This is a genomic window from Scytonema sp. HK-05 (genome assembly GCF_963872035.1).
Taxonomy (GTDB): domain Bacteria; phylum Cyanobacteriota; class Cyanobacteriia; order Cyanobacteriales; family Nostocaceae; genus Kalymmatonema.
The window spans coordinates 1-23,831 of sequence record NZ_CAWMYC010000091.1 but is presented as its reverse complement, the minus strand read 5'-3'; the positions used below and the strand labels follow the sequence as shown (position 1 = coordinate 23,831).

Annotated in this window: 20 protein-coding genes; 14 read left to right on the top strand and 6 right to left on the bottom strand. The window is 41.8% G+C overall.

The features are described 5' to 3' along the window. Positions 1-79: 79 nt before the first annotated feature. From ntrB to AACT52_RS11725, 9 genes are all read left to right on the top strand, one after another. Complete coding sequence (gene ntrB, locus AACT52_RS11765; RefSeq protein WP_073631065.1) at positions 80-931, top strand: nitrate ABC transporter permease; 852 nt, start codon at positions 80-82, stop codon at positions 929-931. A gap of 430 nt (positions 932-1,361) precedes the next feature. Beyond that, positions 1,362-2,774 carry an ABC transporter substrate-binding protein gene (locus AACT52_RS11760; RefSeq protein ID WP_073631061.1) on the top strand — a complete coding sequence of 471 codons (1,413 nt, stop codon included), beginning with the start codon at positions 1,362-1,364 and terminating at the stop codon, positions 2,772-2,774. Positions 2,775-2,861: 87 nt separating this feature from the next. Continuing rightward, positions 2,862-3,701: an ABC transporter ATP-binding protein gene (locus tag AACT52_RS11755; RefSeq protein ID WP_073631059.1), complete on the top strand. Its 840-nt coding sequence runs from the start codon at positions 2,862-2,864 to the stop codon at positions 3,699-3,701. Positions 3,702-3,816: 115 nt separating this feature from the next. Continuing rightward, complete coding sequence (locus AACT52_RS11750) at positions 3,817-4,509, top strand: universal stress family protein (RefSeq protein WP_073631193.1); 693 nt, start codon at positions 3,817-3,819, stop codon at positions 4,507-4,509. Between the two features lie 625 nt (positions 4,510-5,134). Beyond that, positions 5,135-5,752 (top strand): hypothetical protein, encoded by a 618-nt coding sequence (locus AACT52_RS11745; protein WP_073631057.1) that lies wholly within the window; start codon positions 5,135-5,137, stop codon positions 5,750-5,752. Between the two features lie 131 nt (positions 5,753-5,883). Further along, entirely contained in the window at positions 5,884-7,626 is a 1,743-nt protein-coding gene (locus AACT52_RS11740) for an OmpA family protein (RefSeq protein WP_073631055.1), read from the top strand. Positions 7,627-7,639: 13 nt separating this feature from the next. Next, positions 7,640-8,137, top strand: a complete 498-nt coding sequence (locus tag AACT52_RS11735; RefSeq protein ID WP_073631053.1) for a Rab family GTPase — start codon at positions 7,640-7,642, stop codon at positions 8,135-8,137. A 3-nt stretch (positions 8,138-8,140) separates the two neighbouring features. Then, a complete protein-coding gene (locus AACT52_RS11730; RefSeq protein ID WP_073631051.1) occupies positions 8,141-8,512 on the top strand; it encodes a hypothetical protein in 372 nt (123 codons plus the stop codon). A gap of 69 nt (positions 8,513-8,581) precedes the next feature. After that, the gene (locus AACT52_RS11725; RefSeq protein WP_096549405.1) at positions 8,582-9,700 is read left to right on the top strand and encodes a sensor histidine kinase; all 1,119 of its coding nucleotides are present in this window, start codon (positions 8,582-8,584) and stop codon (positions 9,698-9,700) included. A 40-nt stretch (positions 9,701-9,740) separates the two neighbouring features. Here the strand turns inward: AACT52_RS11725 and AACT52_RS11720 are convergent, their stop codons facing one another. The 3 genes from AACT52_RS11720 to AACT52_RS11710 are packed head-to-tail and all read right to left on the bottom strand — an operon-like array spanning position 9,741 to position 10,447. Then, on the bottom strand, positions 9,741-9,944 hold the full coding sequence (locus AACT52_RS11720) for a chlorophyll a/b-binding protein (RefSeq protein ID WP_073631047.1): 204 nt from the start codon (positions 9,942-9,944) through the stop codon (positions 9,741-9,743). Positions 9,945-9,987: 43 nt separating this feature from the next. Then, complete coding sequence (locus AACT52_RS11715) at positions 9,988-10,191, bottom strand: chlorophyll a/b-binding protein (RefSeq protein WP_073631045.1); 204 nt, start codon at positions 10,189-10,191, stop codon at positions 9,988-9,990. 43 nt (positions 10,192-10,234) lie between these two features. Next, positions 10,235-10,447, bottom strand: coding sequence for a chlorophyll a/b-binding protein (locus tag AACT52_RS11710; RefSeq protein WP_073631191.1), 213 nt, complete (start codon positions 10,445-10,447; stop codon positions 10,235-10,237). 728 nt (positions 10,448-11,175) lie between these two features. Between AACT52_RS11710 and AACT52_RS11705 the strand changes: the two genes are divergently transcribed. Both AACT52_RS11705 and AACT52_RS11700 read left to right on the top strand, forming a co-directional pair. Then, positions 11,176-14,301 (top strand): tripartite tricarboxylate transporter TctB family protein, encoded by a 3,126-nt coding sequence (locus AACT52_RS11705; RefSeq protein ID WP_073631043.1) that lies wholly within the window; start codon positions 11,176-11,178, stop codon positions 14,299-14,301. 309 nt (positions 14,302-14,610) lie between these two features. Then, positions 14,611-15,582 carry a DMT family transporter gene (locus AACT52_RS11700; protein ID WP_083630262.1) on the top strand — a complete coding sequence of 324 codons (972 nt, stop codon included), beginning with the start codon at positions 14,611-14,613 and terminating at the stop codon, positions 15,580-15,582. 195 nt (positions 15,583-15,777) lie between these two features. Here AACT52_RS11700 and AACT52_RS11695 read toward each other — a convergent pair whose 3' ends face one another. Further along, positions 15,778-16,485, bottom strand: coding sequence for a rhomboid family intramembrane serine protease (locus tag AACT52_RS11695; RefSeq protein WP_073631042.1), 708 nt, complete (start codon positions 16,483-16,485; stop codon positions 15,778-15,780). Between the two features lie 158 nt (positions 16,486-16,643). Here AACT52_RS11695 and AACT52_RS11690 point away from each other — a divergent pair, with 158 nt between their 5' ends. Further along, a complete protein-coding gene (locus AACT52_RS11690) occupies positions 16,644-18,740 on the top strand; it encodes a tetratricopeptide repeat protein (protein WP_073631040.1) in 2,097 nt (698 codons plus the stop codon). Positions 18,741-18,789: 49 nt separating this feature from the next. On the opposite strand, the gene AACT52_RS11685 is transcribed toward AACT52_RS11690, so the two are convergent. Continuing rightward, on the bottom strand, positions 18,790-20,628 hold the full coding sequence (locus AACT52_RS11685; protein ID WP_073631038.1) for a serine/threonine-protein kinase: 1,839 nt from the start codon (positions 20,626-20,628) through the stop codon (positions 18,790-18,792). Between the two features lie 202 nt (positions 20,629-20,830). Here AACT52_RS11685 and AACT52_RS11680 point away from each other — a divergent pair, with 202 nt between their 5' ends. After that, a complete protein-coding gene (locus AACT52_RS11680; RefSeq protein ID WP_158054609.1) occupies positions 20,831-21,001 on the top strand; it encodes a hypothetical protein in 171 nt (56 codons plus the stop codon). Between the two features lie 145 nt (positions 21,002-21,146). On the opposite strand, the gene AACT52_RS11675 is transcribed toward AACT52_RS11680, so the two are convergent. After that, positions 21,147-22,700: a YcjF family protein gene (locus AACT52_RS11675; protein WP_073631035.1), complete on the bottom strand. Its 1,554-nt coding sequence runs from the start codon at positions 22,698-22,700 to the stop codon at positions 21,147-21,149. A 422-nt stretch (positions 22,701-23,122) separates the two neighbouring features. Here AACT52_RS11675 and AACT52_RS11670 point away from each other — a divergent pair, with 422 nt between their 5' ends. Next, on the top strand, positions 23,123-23,647 hold the full coding sequence (locus AACT52_RS11670; RefSeq protein ID WP_073631031.1) for a DUF937 domain-containing protein: 525 nt from the start codon (positions 23,123-23,125) through the stop codon (positions 23,645-23,647). The last annotated feature ends 184 nt before the right edge of the window (positions 23,648-23,831 follow it).

The following is a 23,831-nucleotide window of genomic DNA, read 5'->3' as shown; positions in this document are numbered from 1 at the left end:
ATGTTCTGATCTCATCAGTATCCTTGGCTGGTACTGCTCGGATTACTTGTACCTGAGCTTGAGTCTGTTGAGGTCATAAATGATATTTCAACTGAATGTAGCTGCCATTTTGGCGGTTGCTGGTCAAACAGCTTGGAAACGTGCTAAACCCATTGTTGTACGGGATGCTTTCTTGCTGCCTTTGGTTGGTTTTTTGGGCGTCATTGTTATATGGTGGATTATTGCCCTTGCCAACCATGAATTGATGCCCACCCCTCCTGAGGCGCTGGCAGCAAATTTAGATTACATCCTCAACCCATTTTTCCAAAGAGGACCAGGTAATTTGGGTATTGGCTGGCTATTAATAGCAAGTATCCGACGGGTATTAATAGGCTTTGGGCTAGGCGCTCTTGTTGCGATTCCTGTTGGTTTTCTGATTGGGATGTCCAAAACAGCACTGATGGTTCTTAATCCCGTCATTCAAATCTTCAAGCCAGTATCGCCTTTAGCATGGCTTCCTATTGCCTTGGCAATCTTTAATTTGGCAGATCCATCGGCAATATTTGTGATTTTCATCACCTCTTTGTGGCCCACAATCATTAACACAGCGTTGGGAGTTTCCAGTGTTCCCAAAGATTATATAGATGTGGCACGAGTTCTGGAAATGCCCCGTTGGCGAAGAATTACAAAAATCATCTGGCCCGCAAGTTTGCCTTACATTTTTACAGGTTTGCGGATTAGTTTAGGAATTGCTTGGCTAGTTATCGTCGCTGTAGAAATGCTCACAGGCGGTGTTGGAATTGGCTTTTTCGTCTGGGATGAATGGAGCCGCCTGAACCTCAATTCGGTTTTTCTAGCCGTGCTGGTGATTGGCTTAACAGGGCTATTCCTTGATTACGCTATAGGTAAAATACAAGCTTTCGTCACTCGTCGCCCAGCAACTTCAAATTAGCTTGTCAACACTCAATAATTCAGATGTGAGTGCATGAACCCAGTGTACGCGACACCTCACCACCTGTAATCCGGGTTAGTTACAGAGCAAAGTGCCGTTTCATTTCGGGAAATCTGACTTTTTTGAATAGCTAGCGAATAGCCCACGGCGAGGGGGATAAGCGATTCTAAATTCAAATAAAAAACTCACTTTTTAGTAAGGAGCCTACCTGCTAGAACGGTACACAAATCAAATGTGTGACAGCTTCAACAAATACAGCAGATTGCAAGTTGGTGAAGTACAAAGATACCCCACCCGCGCTGTCGCGCACCCTCCCCGATTCATGGGGAGGGTTGGGGAGGGGTGTACTCCATTTAGATGCAAAGCGCTGTAACTTGTGCGCCTTCTTGGTTAATTTGTTCAGTGATTTCGCCGCCGCAGGAGCTTTTTCATGAGTGACAATAACACAAATAACTGGACGCGACGAGACTTAATCAAAGGGCTGGGAGCAACGGCATTTGCAACTGGACTTTCTTCTTGTGCCATTAATGCTAACCGTGCGCCTAAAGGAATATCACAAGCGGCGTTGGCGGTAGAACCAGTTGTAGACCCCAAGACACTAGAAAAACCTAACATTACAGTAGGGTATGTCCCCGTAAATGACTGCGCTCCCTTTGCCGTAGCGTGGGAGAAAGGATTTTTCCGCAAGTATGGTTTGAATGTCACCCTCAGTCGTGAAGCCAGCTGGGGTACGTCTCGTGACGGCATCATTTTTGGTCGCCTCGATGCTTCGCCGGTCGTCAGTGGTGCGGTGACGAATGCTAGAACAGGTGCAGAAGGCGCACGTCATGCTCCCCTGTGTGCAGCAATGACAATTCACCGTCACGGTAACGCCATGACGATGAATAAGGCAATGTGGCAGTCTGGGTTGCGTCCTTGGCGAGACTATAACGGTAATTTGGAAGAGTTTGGGCGAGATTTTCGCAATTACTTTGAAAAATTACCAACCGAGCAACGAGTTTGGGCAGTGGTGCTCAGTTCGGCAATTTATGAATACTTTATCCGCTACTTATCTGCTGCTGCTGGAGTTGCTCCTGACAAAGAATTTCGCATCATTATCGTCCCACCACCACAGATGGTAGTGAATATGCGGATTGGGGCGATGCAAGGTTATATGGTGGCAGAACCTTGGAATACACGAGCAATTACTGGCAATGATGGAATTGGCTTTACTTTCGCTCAGGGTAGGGAAATCTGGGAAGGACACCCAGACAGACTTCTAGGCGTCATGGAGTCTTTCATCAAAGAAAATCCCAAAACCTATCGCTCTTTAGTCAAGGCAATGATAGAAGCTTGCCGATATTGTGGTGACCCAAAAAACCGGGAGGAAGTGGCTAAAATTATCACGAATAAGTCGTTTACAGGAGCAAAACTCAAATTAACAAAACCAGCGATTGTCGGCGAATACAATTACGGCGGTTTTGATGACAAAAAACGGCTTGTGAAATCGACGGATACAACAATCTTTTTTGAGAAACCAGCTAATCTTGTCAAACAGCTAAATGATCATTCAACCTTTCTGTGGCAATCTCAAAGTATTTGGTTAATGACTCAGTCGGCTCGGTGGGGACAAATTAAAGGAATTCCCAAAAATGCTGAAGAATTGGCGCGTAAAGCTTGGCGAACTGACTTGTACCGCGAAATTGCCGCTGAAATGGGAATTGAATCTCCAAAAGAAGATTACAAGCTAGAACAAGCTGAACTATTTATCGATAAAAAAGCTTTTGACCCCAGTGATCCAGCGGGGTATCTCAAGAGTTTTGAGATTAGAGCCAACGCTCCCAAATCTTTCTTTATGTCCTAGCATCGGCAGAATCAATAACATTGTATTCACCGTTCTTTGCCATTTGTTCTTTGTATGCTTGTGAATGACTAATTGCAGGAGTGTCAAATGAAATCTACCTCGTTCTCAAGAGATGCCTATGATAAGGCTTCACCTCCCACCACTGGATTTCTGGAGATTGAAAATTTATTCAAGTCATATACAAAACCTGATGGGGGTGAATTTGTCGTCCTAGATAATGTCAACTTAACAGTGGGCGAAGATGAATATATTTCTGTTATTGGTCACTCTGGTTGCGGTAAATCCACACTTTTAAAGATTGTCGCTGGCTTAGAAAAAGCGACTTCTGGATCAGTGCGGTTAGATGGCAAAGAAATTCGTAAACCAGGGGCTGAGCGGATGATGGTGTTTCAACACTATTCGCTGTTACCTTGGTTAACTGTGCGGGAAAATATCCGGCTTGCGGTAGATGAAGTGCTAAAAGATGCCAATAGATCTGAAAAAATTAGCATTGTGAACGAACACCTGGCAATGGTAAATTTAACAGCAGCAGCTGATAAGTACCCTGAGGAAATTTCTGGCGGTATGAAGCAGCGCGTGGGTATTGCTAGAGCATTAGCAATTCGCCCGAAAATGCTGCTGATGGACGAACCTTTTGGGGCGTTAGATGCGCTCACTCGGGGTAAATTGCAGCGGCAAGTGTTGGATATCTGGGAAAATCACCGACAGGCGGTCATGATGGTTACCCACGACGTGGATGAAGCGATTTATATGTCAGATCGCATTGTTATGATGACCAATGGACCTGCGGCTAATATTGGGGAGATATTAGAAGTACCGTTTCCTCATCCACGCGATCGCAGTGCCATGAGAAACTCAAAAGAGTACTATGATCTCCGCAACTACGCCCTAAATTTCCTAGATCGCTATTTCACCCAAGACGAGTAATCGAAAAACTTCTTAATTCATAATTCGTAATTTTTAATGAGCAAGTCAATTACGGATTATGAATTACAAATTAGTCATTCCTTTTGTTAATTTTTCTTTAAACAGAGATAAAGCTATGAATCTCAAGCCCATATTGGTACGTCTGCAAAACGCTATCGGAAGAGATGATTTAATTGAGCAAATGGTGTTAATCTCAACACCAGAGACACCTTTTTCTACACAGGCTCAATCTGCAAAATCGGTCAATTTAATCGTTGGTTATAATAGTTCTCCCAACAGTCATACTGCGTTAGATATTGCCTTGTTAATTGCTCATCAAACACGTTTAGCCACAAAGGCGCAAGTGACAGTTCAAGTTGTTTATGTGATAGAGGAAAATCAAAGTAGTAATGGTGCAGAAGTCTTGCAAAAAGAGGAATTTGCAACTCACAGAGCAACTGAACTAAATCCTCCTCACTGTTCAACAAGCTTCTCCTTAAGAGAGTTTGACACAGGTGTCATCACTCAAACTAAAATGCAGGCTAACGCAGCATACCAACAAGAAATATTGGTAGATAGATTTGCACAAGCAGAAAGTATCCTGCGGCAAGCAAGTTGTCTGGCTGCGGAATGGAAAAGCTCTTTTAAAGCTCATCTTCGGTTTGGTTGTATTGCCAAGGAACTGAGGAAAGTCGTTGCATCAGAATCTGCAAATTTACTATTACTTGGCTGTAACTCCGTCAAGCATCCGATAGTCCAACAGCTCGGTTCTAACTTCCCCTGTTCAGTACTGGGTATACCCAATTTTGTTAATGAGAAGCGCGTTTAGCGGCGAGAATTGCGAATGTTGTGGAAAGACACCTAAGTATAGAAGTCCGGTTTCTTAAACCCCTTACCAATAGGATGATTATCCCTATTTCTTCAAAGTACAAAAAACCACATAATATATGTATGTGGTTTTTTTTTGCTAATCTGCAAAAAATCTGGGTGTAATTTCTACCAATACAAGTTGCGTTATAATATGTCATTCTGAGCAAAGGGAAGAATCTTGGGAGATACTACCCTACCCAACCGATGCACCCCCTTTGGGGTCTAAAGGAACCCGCTAAGTACCACAGGCACACGCTAAGCGTGATTCTTAGTGGATTAAGTGTATGCTGAATAAATTCTGTGGCGATGCTTCTTATTTAAAGTATTTCTATGAAAATTTAAATATTTTTGAAAAATTTTAAGTTTTATAAAGAAAATTTTCACTCCTTCAAATCTTTGAAGGAGTGAAATTGTTTCAATAACCATTGAAACTCTCCGGAGGAGACGACTTGCTTTATGATTCAAAGATGCTACCCTACGGAGTATAGCCCAGAACTATTTCTAGGGAAGTACAAACACATCACATAAGATGTCAGAAAACAAGCAAATGCACAACTCATTGCAATCCCGAAAGGATTAATAACATGAACCCGCCCGAAGGAGAACATAGCAATCATAGTATGGTAGAACCACCTCAAGCAGGGTCCAACCAAAATACAAATATTCCTCTCTTTCATAGTACAGATAGTAGTACAGATATGGGAGAAAGCCACAGTTTAGCAAAAGTCAGAGATATTCTTTTTGGTCATCAGATGCGGGAGGTGGAAAAAAGGTTTACCCGCTTAGAAGAGCGTCTGGTTAAAGAATCTGCTGATTTACGGGATGAAACAAGAAAACGTTTAGATTCCCTAGAAACGTACATTAAGAAAGAGGTTGAGTCCATAGCAGATCGGCTAAAAAACGAGCAAATAGAACGCGGTGAAGTAGTAAAAGCAGTTGCTGAAGGAAACAAAAATATAACGATGTCTTTAGAAAAAAGAATTGCCCAATTTGAAGAACAAACTGCCAACAGCCAGCGAGAAGTTCGTGAGCAAATTCTTAACCAATCTAAAAGCCTACAGGATGATATCCGGCAAAAATACGAAGAAATTGTGGCTTTAGTGCAACAAGAATCTCAAGAACTTCGTATTGCGAAAACAGACCGTTCCTCACTCGCTGCTCTCTTCTCAGAACTAGCTATCCGCTTGAATTCTCAACAATAATAAGGCTTATTAGTTAGTAGTTAGTCGTACTTAATGACAACTAACAACTAAGAACTAACAAGTCACTAATAACTAATAACTAATAACTAATAACTAATAACTAATAACTAATGACTAATGACTAATGACTAATGACTAATGACTACTCAAATAACAATCACGTACAGCCTAACGATGAACTGAGTGAACTCCGTAGTTTGCTTTTTGGTATTGAACCAGCTAAACTAAACAAATTATACGAGCGATTAGATAACCCACAGATAAAAGCAGAAGATATCAGCCGATTGCTTCCAGAGGCGGTTATTTTGCGAACAATGCAAGATAAACAACTGGGCGAAGCAATAGTGCCTACTGTTGAACACGCCATTCAATCCTCTGTTAAACAAGATTTAAATATTTTGTCAACTGCGATTTTTCCCATAATGGGACCAGCCATTCGCAAGGCTATTACCGCAGCTCTCGAAGGAATGGTTCAATCTTTAGATGCTTCTTTAGAGCAAAGCTTTTCTCCACAAAGCCTCAAGTGGAGATTAGAAGCCCGACAGACAGGTAAAACATTTGCCGAGGTTGTGCTGCTTCGCACGCTTATTTATCGGGTGGAACAGGTATTCCTGATTCATAAAAAAACCGGATTAATGCTGCAACATACAGTAGCGCCAAAAGTCAGCGCTCAAGATCCGGATTTGGTTTCAGCCATGTTGACGGCTATTCAAGATTTTGTCAAAGACTCTTTCAATACACAAAAAAATGATGGGCTTCAAAGTTTGCACTTTGGAGAACTCACCATTTGGATTGAAGAAGGACCACAGGCAGTACTGGCAGGTATAATTCGGGGAACTGCTCCCCAAGAATTAAGATTAGTTTTTCAAGAAGCAATAGAAAAAATTCATCTGAAGCTAAACAGAGAACTTATTTTTTTTGAAGGAGAAACAGAGCCATTTGTAGCCAGTAGACCTGAGATAGAAGCTTGTTTGGAGGCTCGGTATCAAGCTCCAACAAAAAAAAATTATATCTCTGCCCGGACTTTATTAGGCACAGTAGCTATTGGTTTGGGAATTTGGAGCTTTTTTGCTATTCGAGATCATCTGCGTTGGAATGCCTACTTGGAAAAACTGAACACTCACCCTGGAATTGTTGTGATTAAAGCTGACAAGCGAGGTGGAAAATATTTTATTTCTGGAATGCGCGATCCATTAGCAGTAGACCCCAAGATGCTGATAAAACAAGCAAATCTCAGTCCCAAAACAGTTATCAGCCATTGGACGCCTTTCCTGTCGTTTGAACCAGCAATTATTAGCAAAAGAGCTGAGGAATTACTTCAACCTCCAAAAACTGTAGCCGTGAAAGTAGATGAAAAAGGTATTCTTTATGTCAGTGGTTCTGCACCTCGTCAGTGGATTTTAGAAGCGAGGAAATTATGGCGTTTTATTCCTGGAATTACTCAATTTCAGGATAATAATCTTATTGACATAGAACTAAAGCATCTTGAGTCATATAAAAATCAGATTGAACAAGAATTGCTATTTTTTTCTGAAGGAACAACAGAGTTTTTCCCAGGGGAAGATAAGAAACTTAACAATCTTGTACTGCAAATACAAAAACTTTTGGATGCTGCCAAATACGTTGATAAAAATGTAGGTATTCAAATAGTGGGACACACTGATATAACTGGAACAGAAACAAGAAACATCGCACTCAGTCAAGCCCGTGCCAATAAAATCCTTTCTTATTTATCTTCCCAAGGAATCAATACGAGCAATTTCACTACTATAGGTGTGGCTGACAGCCAACCTTTACGTTCGGGATTGGTAGAAGATAAGAAATTGAGCCGCAGAGTATCTTTTAAAATCTTACTGTCTGACCAAGCTAAATAAGGATTATCCCTATATGCTCCAAAAGAAAATTTGTATGGTGGGTGCATTTGCCACGGGGAAAACTAGTTTAGTATCACGTTTTGTTAATAGCATTTTTTCTGATAAGTACCAGACTACTGTCGGGGTAAAAATTGACAAAAAAACAGTTAATGTTGGAGATAAAGAGTTAAATCTTATTCTTTGGGATCTGTATGGAGAAGACGATTTTCAGAAAGTGCGGATGTCCTACTTGCGAGGGTCTTCAGGTTATTTATTAGTTGTGGATGCAACTCGACACAATACTTTGGAAAAAGCCTTTAATTTACAAAACAGAGTAGAAGAAACAATTGGTCAAGTTCCCTTTATTTTGGTAATAAACAAATCGGATTTAGCTGATGAATGGGAAATAAGTAACTCCGAAATCGACGAACTGAGGCAGAAAGGTTGGACGGTTATTAAAACTAGTGCAAAAAGTGGTTTTGGTGTAGAAAAAACTTTCCAAACTCTTGCTTATAGGATATTGGAGGGATAAATAATGTTGGATTTTCCTGTTCCGGTTACTGCTTATCTTCTCAATTTCATGATAGATCAACGTTCTCTTGCCTATCTTTTAGTTAATAAAGATGGCTATTTGTCAGGTTGGGGCGGTAAACTATCAGTATACGGACTTACAAATTTACAAGAAGGGAAGAAAGTAGGACAGCAAGTTTTTTTTCTGGAAGGTCTTTTACCACTAGATGATTTTCCTTTATTTTTGCCTTGTATAAAAACGGAATACAGCATTTGTGCAGATGTCCATATTTTCTCCTCACAGGAAGGAGATTGGGTGTTGCTGTTAGATGCTACCTGGGATGAGATTCATGTAGGCATGATACAACAACAAGTAAACTCTTCCAGACTGCTGTAGAAAAAAATCTCTATAATAGAGAATCACTGGATATTGGTTGAAAAAATTTGGTTTCGGCTTGTCTAAGTCATCAAGGGTTCTATGACAGCAGACATTTTGGCAGCATTGAATATTTTAGTATTGGAACGGCTAGATGTTGATTCATTCAGCATCACTGGAACCGTACCAGATTGGTTAACTGACTTTTGTCCTCAAAAGGTTGTATTGGAAACAGGGATTATACTGAAAGAAGCCTTTCCATTTTTAGAAAACTTTTTAATTGATGCTGAAGAATTTTGGCTCTTAAGAGGAGAAAAAAAATTAAAATCTGGTATATGGTATCAACTTGATTTGTCTGGTAAAGAATATCATTTTGAAGCTATAGCCGTTTATGTAGATAGCAAAAAATATTTATTAATAGAATCGCTTGATGAAACTTATAACGAGAAGCAATATATTATTCAAAAAGCACGAGAAAATCAATTAAATTATCAGTATATTGTGAAAGAAAACCAGAAAAAAGAAGTTTTGATTCACTGTATTATACATGATATGGCAGGACAATTAAGTGGTATTAATGGCTGTCTTAGCCTCTTACAGTTTGAAAATTTCACACAACCAGTCAAAGACATTTTACAACTCGGTAAAATACAATGCCAGAGGCAAGAAATGCTCATACGGGAAATATTGGATGGATTTTCTGCTGAAGTCAAATCCTTGGAGACATTTGCAGTCGATGTTGACAAGGCACCGAGTGCCCTGATATCTGCACAGGAGATTATCCAACTTTTATCTCCTTCTTTTGCACTTAACAAAATGCAGTTACGCCTAGCTGCCAATATTGACGTGACAGCAGATTGGAGAGTCATCGGTGATGAATCGCGTTTAGATAGGGTGATTGCAAATTTGGTAGAAAACGCTTTTCGTCACAGTCCACTAGAGTCTACTGTGACAATTGGTTTAGAACAGGATGGAGATTATATTTTAGTCAGTGTGGATGATGAAGGTTCCGGTGTCCCTCCGGAAAATGTAGAGAGTTTATTTCAAAAGTTCTCTCAAGGAAAAGGTAAATCAGGTAGAGTTGGGCTAGGGCTTTATTCTTGCCGCATTACAGTTGAACGTTGGGGAGGCGAGATTGGTTATTCCCCTCGTCCAGAAGGTGGTTCCCGATTTTGGTTCCGGCTGCCAAAACCAAGACGAAATGAATGAGTAGCACCCCAAGAGGGGGCTACTCAACTCTAACTGATGACTAGTATCCAATAAAGTGTAGAACATCACGTAATACGCTGAAACCAGCCAAATCCCAAAGCAGGTAGGCAAGAAAACCAATCATTGCCAAGCGACCGTTCCACAGTTCAGCTTGGGGATTCCAGCCAAACAGAAAAGCATTGCGGTCTACGCCGTTATATTCTGTAGCAACGGGTGGTAAATCAGTAGCGGGACGAGTTTCCATTGTTTTTTCTCCAATATTAAGTTGGTTTTTAGGAATTCAATCTTTAGTAACCAATCAAGTGCAGGACGTCACGCAGGACGCTGAAACCAGCCAAATCCCAAAGCAGGTAGGCAAGAAAACCAATCATTGCCAAGCGACCGTTCCACAGTTCAGCTTGAGGATTCCAGCCAAATAGAAAAGCATTGCGGTCTACGCCGTTATATTCTTTAGCAACGGGTGGTAAATCAGTAGCAGGACGAGTTTCCATTGTTTTTTCTCCAAGATTAAGTTGGTTTTTAGGAATTCAATCTTTAGTAGCCAATCAAGTGCAGGACGTCACGCAGGACGCTGAAACCAGCCAAATCCCAAAGCAAGTAAGCTAGAAAACCAATCATTGCCAAGCGACCGTTCCACAGTTCAGCTTGAGGATTCCAGCCAAATAGAAAAGCATTGCGATCTACGCCGTTATATTCTGTAGCAACGGGTGGTAAATCGGTAGCAGGACGAGTTTCACGACTTTGCATTTTTTTTCCTGGTTCAAGTTCAATTTGTTTCTTGACTTTACTGTAGCTATTTACAACTGGGCTGCTTTCTGTCAATGGGCACAAACTATCAGCACCTCTTGTGGACGATTATCTGAACAGTGTTTTCTTGGATAAATCCACCTACAGAGAGTGCAAAAAAAAGTATTTGTAAATAAATGTAACAAGGTTAACGAAAAGCTAGATTTTACTTAATCAATTCCTGTTAAAAAGCGATGAAAAATAAAAAAGAAAATATTTGTCACCATAGTAGGTACCCAATCACTAAAATCACCGCTAGACAAATTCAATTCCCCAGGCTTGGACTTAAGGCTTAAAAGCCTACCTCCGTAAGCTTTGCTTGTGAGTCAGTGAGTTATAGTCTCTTGGGAATTTATCAATTTTTGTAAGGAATCTAATGTAGAACTAACAAAGAAGGATAAAAAAAGAGCAAGGGATAAAATTCCCGATTTTTCACTTCACAACAGATAATTCGCATTTTTGCCTTCTTTTTGCCTTCATTACACTCTTGTTTTTGTTACTGATTGAATTAGGTAGAAAAACTTCATACCATGCAGTAGAAGATTTTCAAACTTTGGAGAGATGCTGAAAGCACCATGATTCCACGATTGTATAGCTCAAGAGTTGGGTATTATGACAGATACAAAATTTATTCTCACGTAAACTTTTAATCCCCACCGACTTGAGGTATAGAGGAAGGAATAAGTAGGATGTTTCAAAGTACGCATATTATACTGGCACTGTATAAGTCGCTCTTTTGGGTGGCACAAGCGCCAGTGACTAACCAGACAGATGTCTCTTTTGGATTTGGACCACACTTTTTTTTCGCTTTAGTCTCAGGTGTGATCCTGGCTTTTGCCTTACAATTAGTTCTCACAAACCTCTCAGTTGCTGCTGGGATTTCCTACCTAGGTCGTTCATCTGATTCAGATGGAGATCATGATGGAGAAGTTGGAAGTGTGGGCGGTACCATTCGCAAAATAGGCACGGCGGTGGGATTGTGGACATTAATCACTGTGACTATTGCGCTTGCCATTGCTTGTTTCCTAGCGGTGAGACTCAGTCTTTTTGGAGATTGGTCTCCAGTAAAGGGAGCAATTCTAGGGTTGGTGATTTGGGGAGCGTACTTCTTACTGCTGGTGTGGGTGAGTTCAACCACGGTGGGTTCCTTAATTGGCTCGTTAGTCAACACAGCAACTTCCGGGTTACAGGCGATTCTGGGGACAGCAACCGCCGCGTTGGGGGCAAAAGCTGTTAATCAGCAAGTGGTAGCAACAGCGGAAGCAGCAGCGTCCGCCGTGCGTCGGGAACTAGGCAGCGCGATCGACCCCGGCACTATCAGGGATAAGGTAGAAGATTATTTAGAAATGGTACGCCCGCCAGAACTAGATATATCCAAGATTCGGGGCGAATTTGAAAGGTTACTGAACGACCCACAACTCAAGGCGATCGCCGGCAGTCCAGATATCCGCAATATAGACCGCCAAAAGTTTGTCGATTTAATCAGCAGTCGCACTGACCTTTCAAAGAAAGAAATTAACCGTATTGCTGACACCTTATATGGCGTTTGGAAACAAGTTGTCGGTCAACAACAACCAACACAAGACCGCCTGGGAGAATTGGTTAACTATCTCAAATCAATGGCACCCGGACAAACCCGGACAGATGAACTCAATGCCAAGCTGGATCAGCTGATGGCAGAAATGCGTGCTACAAAAGACGCTAACCAAAGGGCAACCCAAGAAGCGACTCCTGGTCCAATTCAACGGACAGTCCAGCAGGCAATAACCTCGTTGACTGGCGTTGTGTTGGGACGAGCTGATTTGTCAGACATAGATGTAGAAAAAATCCTAGGTGCGATCACAAACGCTAAAGATAAAGTCACAGATCAAGCAGATAAGTTAGGTCTTCCCACGCCAAAGCAGCCTTATAGCCCGATTCGTGCTGATGTGGAAAACTACCTGCTCAACGCACATTCTTGGCAGCTGAATTCAGAAAAAAGTGCCCAAGAATTTCGTGACGTTCTTTACGATCCAGCTGCTGATCCCGGAACAGTGCGGCGAGAGTTAGAGCAACTTTCTCGGACTGATTTTGTAAATATTCTCAAACAAAGGGGTCTGTTGACCCAAACAGAAATTCAGCGTATAGCAGATCGGTTGGAAGTGATCCGCCAAGAAGTGCTACTCTCGGCGATCGCAGAGGAAGAAAAAGAGGTCGTCCAAGACTTGCAACGCCGAGTCGAAAGCTATCTCCTCGTTACCCCTAAATCAGATTTGACTGCGGAAGGCATACACCGGGATTTCAAACCCCTGCTGGAAGATCAAGACGCAGATTACGAAACTCTATCTCGGCGACTTGCTCAGTTTGACCGCCAGGAAATGCGGGAAATCCTCCTAGAGCGCAATGACATTAATCCTGAGGAAGCAGACACAATCCTTGAGCAGTTGGAAAAACAACGGGATCAAGTTTTAGTCGAATCCAAAGGAATTGCAGACCAAGCGAAATATCAAGCTGAATCGCTGTGGCTGAATTTAAAATCTTATCTGCGGAACACAGGCAAAGAAGAACTCAACCCTGATGCTATCCAAGCTGAGTTGAAAAGACTTTTAGACGACCCGCAAGCAGGAGTTACGGCAATTAGGGCGCGTTTGTCTCGTTTTGACCGTGATACTTTAGTAAAATTACTGAGTCAGCGGCAAGACTTGAGCGAAGACCAAGCTAACCAAATCCTTGACAGTGTTGAGGAAAACTGGAGTAGCATTCGTCATGTGCCCAGAACCGTGGCAGATAAAGCTAAGGAGCAATATGACTCCGTAACAACCACGATCACAGACTACCTGCGGAACACTGGCAAAGACGAACTCAACCCCGAAGGAATTCAGCGGGATTTGAATAGACTGTTCCAAAATCCGCAACAAGGAGTTGTTGCACTGCGTCGTCGGTTATCACAGGTTGATAGAGATACCTTAGTAAAACTGCTGAGTCAACGTCAGGACTTGAGTGAAGAGCAAGTCAATCAGGTCATCGATTCTGTGCAAACTTCCATTCGCGACATGATACGTGCGCCTCGTCGCCTAGCCACCCGAACTCAGCAAAGTGTGCAAAATTTCCAAGCTTATCTGGAAGCGTACCTGCGGGGGAGTGGCAAGGAAGAACTGAACCCAGAAGGTATCAAGCGCGACTTATATCTGTTGTTGCACGATCCACAAGTGGGGATAGAAAGTATAGGCGATCGCCTTTCGCATTTTGACCGCTCCACCATTATTACCCTGCTGAAACTGCGGGAAGACTTAACAGATGACGAAGCGGCACAAATTGCGGATACCATGATATCGGTGCGTGACCAGTTCGTGGAACAAGTGCGGGGTATTCAGCGGCGCATTCAAGATGTGATTGATGGAATTTTTGCCCGCATTCGCGACTACCTCAACTCTTTGGATCGCCCAGAACTGAACTACGATAGCATTAAGCGCGATGTTCGCACATTGTTTGATGACCCACAAGCAGGGTTTGATGCATTGCGCGATCGCCTATCTTCATTCAACCGCGATACCCTAGTCGCAATTATGAGTTCCCGCGAGGATATCTCGGAGGAAGACGCTAACCGCATCATCGACCAAATCGAACGCGCACGAAACAGCGTCTTGCAACGGGCAGAACGCATCCAGCAAGAAGCACAGCGACGCTTAGAAGAAGTGAAGCATCAAGCACAACGCCAAGCCGAAGAAACACGCAAAGCCGCTGCATCAGCAGCTTGGTGGCTATTTGCTACAGCGCTTGTATCAGGCATATTCTCAGCAATTGCAGGAGCAGTCGCTGCCATTGTATTAGTGTAGTTTGATACTTTTTTACGGAACAATTTCAGCCTCTCAAACGAGAGGCTTTTTTGTTGCTAGCACAAGGTTATCTGTCGCAAAATAAACTTTTCCTGCTGGTACTGTAAAAAAAATATAGATAATATCGTGAAGTGACACCAATATTTTAAGACAGCATTTGAACTGCTGTCATTTCAGTAGAAAGATGGAGAAGCTCAAACATTGCCCTTTACTATAGCAATCCTAAATAATTTATAAAAATTTTTGTTCCCTGTTCCCTGTTAAGCGCCCTCATTCGGCAATTTACAACTCAAATAGGACTGCTATATAATGACAAATCAACTGAAATTATCAGAGCAACAGTCGTTCAAAGCACCAGCGATAGTCAGCATTGCATTATTTCTCGGCGTAATCGCCATATCTTTTGGTGCTATCTTCATTAGATGGAGTGAATACGAACTCAGCCCCATTGCCACTGTATTTAATCGTTTTTGGCTCGGTAGTGTCGTCTTCGGGTTGTGGCATAGTGGCTTGACGATACGTCAGTGGTTTTGGGACGACAAATCTGTCCAACAGGAGCCATACACCCGTCAGGACTTTTTGTTATTGCTGGGTGCTGGGACTTTTTTTGCTACCTCCTTAGTCCTCGTCGCTTGGTCACTGACTCAAACCAGCGTTGCTATCTCAAGTCTATTGCATAATCTCTCCCCGATATTTACCAGCTTGGGGGCGTGGCTATTATTCTCTGTGGGCTTCAACCGCCAATTCCTGATTGGCATGGCGCTCGCTATTGGGGGAGCGATCGTCATTGAACTAGAGCAGCTTGGAGGAGCTCCCAACAATCTACTTGGAGACGTAGCTGCTATTATATCTGCGGTTTTCTTGGCGGCGTACCTGCTCGTTGTAGAACAACTGCGAACCAAATTCAGTCCTATAACCATCCAGTTGTGGATCTGTGCGATCGCTACCGTAGTCCTGTTTCCTATAGTTCTATTGAGTGGAGATAAATTTTTCCCCTCAACGTTTGGAGGGTGGCTAGCAGTCATTTGCTTTTCCCTCGTCTGCCAAGTTTTAGGTCACGGACTTTTGATATACAGCCTGGAAAAGTTGTCCTCAGTCGTCGTCTCTCTGTTTCATCTCCTAGAGCCAGTTTTTGCTGGAGTTTTCGCTTTTGTCATATTTTGGGAAAAGTTGAGTTTCTCTCATTGGGTCGGTTTTGCTGTAGTTCTCATCGGTCTATACCTGGTTGTCTCTAGCCAAGCTGCTGTTCATTCCTCACTTAACCAACTAGAGAGGAACTAGTACCGCAAGGCGGAAGTCACGCATTCACGCATTCACGCATTCAAAAGTATTATGCAATGGGCTTTTTAGGGATTTTAAATGATTGCCCTATTTACGCCGTCACGTACTAGCCAGTTTTTGCTATTGTTTGTTTATTTTTCCTCATCGAAGATTATGGTGGGGAATTATAGCTCCTCAAACTCCCTAGTAAACCAGCTAAAATCTTTGCAGTAGGTTGATGAAAGCTGCACCAATAAACAAGCCCGCAATTTGCGCCAAATAGCCAATGCTAAGTGGGTTAACACCACCAGGAATATTTAAACTACCAATTCCGTAAGAAATCTGTTGCACAAACCACCAAAATAGATAGAAAGAAGCTGGTAGTTGTACGGGAATAAATATAATCAAAAGGGGTAGGATAGTATCAATTTTAGCTTTAGGAAACTTAAAGACATACGCTCCTAAAATAGCTGTAATCACCCCATTTGCACCAATCAATGGCACTGTTAAACTCGGTTCAGCTAAAATTTGTACTAGCCCGGTCAGGATGCCAGCAACCAAGTAAAATAATAAAAATCGTCTGGACCCCAGAATATTTTCGAGAGTTTTGCCAAAAACCCACAAAAATATCAAATTTCCTAAAATTTGACTAAAACTGCCGTGAAGGAACATTCCTGTAAGCAGTGAAGTCGAACGCATTAGTACAACTATCCAAGCAGCTGAGTTTCCACCAACTGCATTTGCACTGGCTGTACTGATTTGTGCTGGAACCAGACCCAAGCTATTTACAAAATTGCCTAATTCATCACCAAGTTCTAGTTTCAGTTCCCATAAGAAGAGGGCAATGTTGATACCAATCAGACAGTAAATAATTATTGGCTTTCTACGCGTGAAAAAGAAAATGTTATCGCTAATAGGAATCATATCAATTTGTTATTAGTTATTAGTTATTAGTTATTCTCTTTGTCCCCCTCATCCCCTTCAATACTCGCTTCGTCTACCGTCACCGTTCTCATCGACCCAAAAGAGAAGCTGTGGCAAGATGGGAATCAGACCATACTGCATTAAACTAGGCTAACCAAATGTTGGGAAAGACACTTGTTGGACGATACCAAATTATTAGTCATTTGGGAGGAGGGGGATTTGGTGAAACGTTTGTTGCTTGTGATACTCACTTACCTGGATCACCTCAATGTGTAGTCAAAAAACTCAAGCCCCAAGCTAATGACCCTGATACTTTGCAAACAGCCAGACGCTTATTTGATACAGAAGCTCAAGTTCTGTATCAATTAGGCACTCATGACCGTATTCCTCAACTTCTAGCCTACTTTGAGGAGAACCAAGAATTCTATCTCGTACAGGAATTTATAGAAGGTCATGACCTTAGTCAAGAAATAATACCAGGAAAACCCCTAAGTCAAGACCAAGTTATTTGCCTGTTACAAGAAATTTTGGATATTTTAGAGTTTGTCCATCGCCAAAAGGTCATTCACCGTGATATCAATCCCCGAAATATCATTAGACGCAAGCCAGATAACAAGTTAGTTTTGATTGACTTTGGAGCCGTCAAACAAATCACAACCCAAGTCATTACTCCTAATGGAAAAACAAAATTTACCGTTGCTATCGGGACTCCTGGATACATTCCTAGCGAACAAGCTCAAGGAAATCCAAAATTCAGTAGTGATATTTATGCTTTAGGGATACTTGGTATACAAGCACTCACTGGCTTATCTCCTGAGCAACTCGATTTAGATGCAGAGACGAGTGAGATTATATGGCAACATACCTCTGTTAGTGAGGATTTTGCCAAAGTTTTAGACAAAATGGTGTGCTATGACTTTCGGGAACGTTATGGTTCTGCAGGGGTTGTCCTGCAAGCTTTGCATGATTTAAACAAATCTCAATCTCAGACAATGGCATTGAGTTCTCCCTTATTGCAAAATCCTATAAAAAATACTTTAAAACCCATCACTAAACCTAAAAAACATATAGTGTTAAAGTTTTTAGGTGTCATGAGTTTAATAGGAATAGGTGTAGGTTCATCTATATATATTGTCAATGCTATCAATTCTGTTAATGCCACCGAATTGTATAAGCAAGCCAACACACTATACGAGTTACAACGTTATCAAGATGCTTTATCGAGATATGAAAAAGCGGTGAACATCAGACCAGAATACGCTCAAGCAAGAAATGGACAAGGTAAAACTTTGTATGAGTTGAAAGAATATAAGGAAGCACTTGCCGCCTATGATAAAACAATTCAATTAGAGCCTGATTATTTGCCAGCTTGGAGTGGGCGTGGTTTTACACTGAATAAGTTGCAAAGATACCAAGAAGCAATTGCTTCCTTTGACAAAGCATTGCAATTACAAAATAACTATCCGGAAGTCTGGAATGCTAAAGGAGAAGCTTTAACTAAATTAAATGAATATGACCAAGCGCTTAAATCTTATGACAAAGCTATAGAATTTAATAAAGAATATTATGAAGCTTGGTACAATAAAGCATTATTGCTACAAAATTTAAAACGTTATGATGAGGCAATTTCCGCTTATGATAAAGTGCTTGAATTCAAGCAAGACTATGAAAGAGCTTGGTATAACAGAGGCAATGTCTTGGTGAATTTGCAACGCTACCAAGATGCGATCGCAGCCTATGACAAAGCGGTACAATACAAGCCAACTTTTTACCAAGCTTGGTTATCCAAAGGTAATGTACTCATCAATTTGCAACGCTATCCAGAAGCTATAGAATCTTTTGAACAAGTCATTAAATACAATCGCAAGAACTATCAAGCGTGGTATGGTCGCGGCTGGTCACTACATCAAATAAAACGCTACGAAGAAGCAGTTACATCCTATAATCAGGCAATTGAATTGAATCGTAAAAACTATCAAGTATGGTATAACCTGGGAAATTCACTTTACAATTTAAAGAAATACCAAGAAGCAATTTTATCCTACAATAAATCAGTTAATTACGAACCCAAACATTACGAAAGTTGGTATAGTAGAGGCAATGCTCTGTTTAATGTAAAACGTTATTCAGAAGCCATCGCCTCATACGATAAAGCAATTAAAATAAAGCCAGATTATCAACAAGCAATAAACGCCCGTAATCAAGCACAACAACAGTTAGTTCCGAGTCCCGAGTCCACAGTCATCAGTCCATAACTTAAGTTTGTTAACTGTTGACTGTTAACTGTTAACTGTTAACTGTTGACTATCGAATATTTACCTCTTGTAATTGGTTCCCTAAATCAAAAGATTTTATATTCGTAGCAGAACTGTTGCTGATAAATGGTTGATTCATGTTTACAGAAGCAGGTGCTTTTGATGAAGCTATTTTTTCACCTTCTGATGAAGTTATTTTTTCACCTTCAACTTGCACAATGCGCTGTTTCTGAGAATATTCTATCAGTTTAGCTTGAGCTGTGGCAGATACAGGAGTATCTTTAGGAACTTGTTGGAGAAACTTGACAGCAGCGTCAAAGTCACCCTCTGCTGCTTTGTTGTAAGCTTTTTGTAACAAGTAAGCAGCTCTAATTTGCTTTTTCTGATTGTACTCAGCTAACTTTTGTTGAACGATTGTTCCTGCAGAACTTTCTTCGGGAATTTGACTGAGATAATCTAAAGCGCCACTGAAATCTTTTAATGATGCTTTTTCATAAGCCTGGGCTAATAAATCTTTGCTTTGTGCTTCAAGATTTGCTTGTGCTTGTTGAACTAATTTATCTGTTTGTGATTGCCAATGCAAAATATCAGGAACTTGAGATCCTGCACGCACTACATCTGCCCAACGATGCTCATTGAAAGCTTGTTGGGCTGCATTGTATTGTTGGGCAGCAATATCCCATTGCTTTTGCCATTCGTCAATGCTAGCTTGCGCCTCAGGATAAATATTACTGTTCAAGGGGATTGATTTAGCTAGAGCAATTGCTCCGTCCAAATCCCCACCTTGATATTCTTCAGTTGCTTTATATAGTTTTTCTGTTTCTGAATAAGTTGGAGTGTTATGTATGATGGAGTAGACTCCAAATCCCATCACCAATGAATTAGCCGCCAACCCCACCTTCATTCCTGTCAACAGTGGAGAGGCATTTGGAGATAGCGATTGTCTGCGCTTGACATTTAGTTGATCTTTTGGGTGATTTTTTTCATATTCTTCTGAAAAAATGGTGTAATCAACATCTATGATGTACGATGGTGAACCTTCCAACGGCATTTGGTGAAGTGCCTGCAATGCTTCACCTGCTGATTTGAAACGTTCTTTGTAGTCGTAGCGAATCATTTGGCTGATCACAGCAGCTAGATAATCGCTGACTGGCGTGTTTTGAAAACGCCACATAATCTCATTTGTTTGAGGATCTACTTTCAATTGCAGCGGTGTTAGCCCTGTGAAAGCCTGAATGGCAATCATGCCTAAAGCATAAATATCACTGTTAGGTTGTGTCTGACCAATAAATTGCTCTGGTGGTATGTAACCTAGCGAAGTGACAGGAATTCTATCTAAAGGCATGACCTCATCGAGGATTTCAAAATCAATTGGCTGAATTGAACCAAAATCAATGAGAACTAACTTGCCATCATAAGGGCGTCTTATTAAATTTTCCGGCTTGACGTCGCAGTGAATCACACCTTCAGAGTGAACAAAGTCTAAAATCGACAGAACATCTTGTAAAAATTGAATAACTTCACTTTCACTCCACACATAACCCAAATTGGGATCGATTGGTAGTTCCGCAGTGAGTGCATGCCCTTCCACAAACTCTTGTACTAAGTAAAAGCGTTCATGTTCTTCAAAGCAGGATAAAAGTTCGGGAATTTGCTCATGGTGTCCCAAGTGCTTCAGTGTTTCGGTTTCTGTAAGAAAACGTAACCTAAGGGTTTGTAAGTAGCTTGGTTGGAAACTGATAACCTTGAGCTGTTTAACAACGCATTTAGGATTCTCTGGATTCTCAATGTCTACAGCAACGTATGTTTCGCCAAATACCCCTGCTCCCAGGGTTTGGACGACTTGGTAACGTCCTTGTAATATTTTACCGATCATGTGGTTCGTCATTAGCTAGTTACTTAGTCACTGCTTATATAGGTTTTCTAACATTGCCCCCTGTTTCCGGAATTCCTGATTAAATTAAATGAAAACAGCGCTGAATAAAGCGCTAAGTTCTTAAATAAGAGTCAGTTTTTTATAGTTATTATTACGGATAATGTAATTTGCGTACGTACGTAAGATTACAAATATGTTCAAGAAAGTATGAAGTATGGAAAGAAACTATGAAGTATGGAATATTGCCACTGCTGTCAATACTCGCGATATTGCTAACCTGGTCTCTATGCCAATTAGTGTATCTGAACTCTTCAGTATTTCTACTGTGAAAATTTATTGTCAGGTTGCTTTTCCTCTACCTGAGATTTATCTGTTAAATTGCTAACCTCATTCTTTACTCCTGATTGGGCTATGTCAAAATCTAAGGCTTGATCACGCGTGCGATGGGCAAAGCGCCGCCTGAGGGCAAAGCGCACGGACTCTGGCAAGGTGAGGAGAATCTCACGACGGTAGTTATTAGCCGTTAGTCCCTAGTCCCTAGCCTTTTCATTTTCTTCTTCGAGCACCTCAGAATCTTGCAAAGGCTTCACTACCCGTGCGATCGCCTCTTGTATAAACCTCTTAATAAACTCATCCCGACGATTGAGTTGAAACTGTCGCTGCACGACTTCCGTCATGCCACCATCACCCCAATCCTGATCATGACGAAAATATTCAATAAAACTTTTGCCAGCAATCCGCGTTAAATAAGCCGCTGTCACGCCTTGAATTGCCCGCCCAACAATAAAAGTAGCGACATTAAGCTGCAAGGCGGTAGTCAGTAACTGTATAGCTCCCTTAACAATGCCTAAACTAGCAAGAGTTTTCCCTAAAGACAGCGCTAATTCCTTTCCACGTTCCAAATTCAATTCACAGCCGTAAACTTTACCAATTTCCACTACCATTTGAGCATTGACACCGGCTGTTGCTAACATATCCACCACTGGTAGAGGCGTCACCGAAACCACGCCAGCAACAATCCACTGAAATCGTTCTACTATCTTGTCAGCTTGACGACGACGTTGAGCTTCGATGAGTTTCTTCGCTTCCTCTGCCAGTCGTACGGATTGCAGGAGAATATTATCTGCCACCAAATCTTCACCCTCAGCCCGTAAAATAGCCGCCATTCGCCGGAGTAAGGGGAGAATTTCCGGTTCAGGCTGGAAAATTTCGCTATTTTCCAGGTGTACGGGTTGGGGATTCGCGGCGATCGCCACCACATCACTAGCTGCGATCAATCCCCGCACTCGCTGACGCAACCTCGCTAAAATGGCTTCTTTGTCCTCGTCTGTATACAAATCAGTTTTATTGAGGACAAGCAGCGATCGTTTTCCAATTTCTGCCAATGCTCGTAACGGCTCAAATTCTGACTGTCGGATGTCATTATCCACCACAAACAACAGTAAATTTGCTTCCGTCGCCAGTTCTCGTGCCAGTTGTTCCCTGTCAGTTCCCGCCACCCCTGCTTCTAAAATTCCTGGCGTATCCGTAAATAAAATTTTGCGCTCTAATCCCTTCAACCTTAGACAATAAGTTTGCCCCACCTGAGTCGTTCCCATTGGTGCATCTACCTTGCCCACCATGCGTCCCATCACCGCATTCACCAGAGAACTTTTGCCAGCACTTCCAGTGCCAAACACTACAACTTGAATTTCGCCACCAGCTAAATTCGTCTCAATCTCCCGCGACTTACTCAATAAAGCTTGGCGTGCAACTTCATCTTGAATTTGCGCTACCTGTTGCCTGACAGCATCTAAAGTAGAAGACGCAGCCTCAGACTTAGCAGCAGGGACTTGTACGCTTGGGCGTTGTCTGCGTTGGCGCTGACGATTCTCGCCTCGCGCAATCACCAACACATAGTAGACAAACACAGCAATTAAAGCTGCTATAAGGAGAATGAACAACAGTAGTAGCAGATTACCCAGCAACGGCGCTGAGTAGGAGAATTGCCAGTAAAGCCGACTTAGAGAATCAATCAGCCACAGGCTGAGTCCCAGGATGACGATGAGACCAACAATCAGCGTGACTATGCGCGACACAGGCATGGTTGGCACAAACTAAAGGATACGTACCCAGATGCTTCCCATCTTAATAGTTTCAATGTTTTTCACCAGGGTGTTGACAAAGTTATTTTGCGTTACAGCGCTTAGGGAGTACCAAAAAATAAATTATCCATTATGTAGGGTGGGTTAGCCGCATGGCAGTTGAGGTTTTACATGGTAACTAAAGTACGCCGTAACCCACCATTGTTTCCAGGATTACTACAAATTGGAGATTTTTTTAGTTGGAAGTCCTTTATTCTTATGATTAGACCACACATCGTAGAGTGTTCCTTGCCTATAAAGCTTATGTAATGGAGATTTTTTTTTAGAAAAAGCTTATCTATTACTAAATGCTCAGAAACAAGTAGTGGCAGGTATGTCAAAATTTGGTTTTGTTAGCATAAGTCAACAAGGAGAAAAAGCTCATGGGACTTTTTGACCAAATTATCAATGCAATTGACAATTCCAATCAGCAAGGTAATGCCGGGCAATTGGGTAATATTCTCAATACCGTGCAGCAAGTGAGTAATAGCACTGGTACAGACCCCTCAACAATACAATCTGCTTTGGGGATTGTGGGTAACTATGTGCGTTCTGCTTTACAAGAAAAGCAAGCCACAGAAGGTAATGAAGCAGCGCAAAGTGTGGTGAATCAATTTGGCGGTACTTCGCCTAATCCTCAAGCGGTTAACTCACTTTTCGCTCCTTTTTTACAACAGCAGTTGGCTCAGACTGTTGCCCAGCGCACAGGGTTAAATGCTGGTATCGTTCAACAATTACTCCCGATTTTGGTTCCTGTGGTGCTGAATCTGTTGAAATCTGGAGCACATTCTCAAAATCCTCAAGCAGGAGGAAATCCTGTGTTGAATTCTTTTCTCGATTCTGATCGCGATGGCGATGTTGATATTATGGACGCCATACAGCTAGCTAGTCGGTATTTGGGACGGTAGAATTTTGAACCGCAGATAAACGCAGATAATTTTCCATCATATCCGCGTTAATCAGCGGTTGCAATGTTAGATTTGGGATTGAATTTAAAATCCCAAATTTAATTTTATTAGACTTCTTGCAAAAGTAAAAAAAAAAAGAATAATTAACCACAGATGGACACAGATGGACACAGATGGAATCAAA